The sequence below is a fragment of the Micromonospora sp. BS32 genome (assembly GCF_059089345.1).
In genome coordinates, this window is sequence record NZ_JBSSHR010000068.1 from 1 (window position 1) to 629 (window position 629).

General features: G+C 76.6%; 1 protein-coding gene. It reads right to left on the minus strand.

What is annotated here, in order from left to right; all coding sequences use genetic code 11:
- Positions 1 to 629: J domain-containing protein (locus tag AC5RWQ_RS30275; protein WP_494286013.1), on the minus strand; the 629-nt coding region annotated here is incomplete at both ends.

Here is a 629-nt window from a genome sequence, read left to right on the forward strand (position 1 = left end):
GGTTACGGGCCTGCGCCATCCGCTCGGCCTGCGCCGGGTCCGGGGCGGACTCGACCCGCTCGCCGCCGGAGTAGTCGTGGACCCGGCCGGTCAGCAGCCCGGCCAGGCCGGTGACCGGGGCGTGGCCGTCGGGGCCCGTCGGGCCGTGCACCGGCTGGTACAGCGGCAGCAGCGCGTCCGGGTCGTCGGGGGCGAGCTTCATCATCTGCCCGATGGCGCTCTCGTCGAGTTCCGCGGCCAGCGCGGCCAGCTTCTCCTTGCGCTCGGCCAGCCACTCCAGCCGGGCGTAGAGCACCTCGGCCTCGCTGGGCAGGTCCGCGACCGGCACCGGCCCGGCCTCCCACTCGGCGGCCAGTTCGCGCAGCCCCGCCTCGTCGGCGTAGGCGTACGCCTCGTTGACGCGCGCGATGAAGCCGCTGCGGCGCTCCTTCTCGGTGTCGTCCTGCGCCAGGTCGGGGTGCGCCTTGCGGACCAGCTCGCGGTACAGCCGCTGGGCCTCCTTGCCCGGGCGCACCCGGCGCGGCGGGTTGGGGTCCTCCACCGGCCGCACCCCGTCGGCGCCCAGCAGCCCGCCGAACAGCTCCTCGACCCCGGGCATCGGCATCACCAGGGCGCGCGCCTCCCAGGCG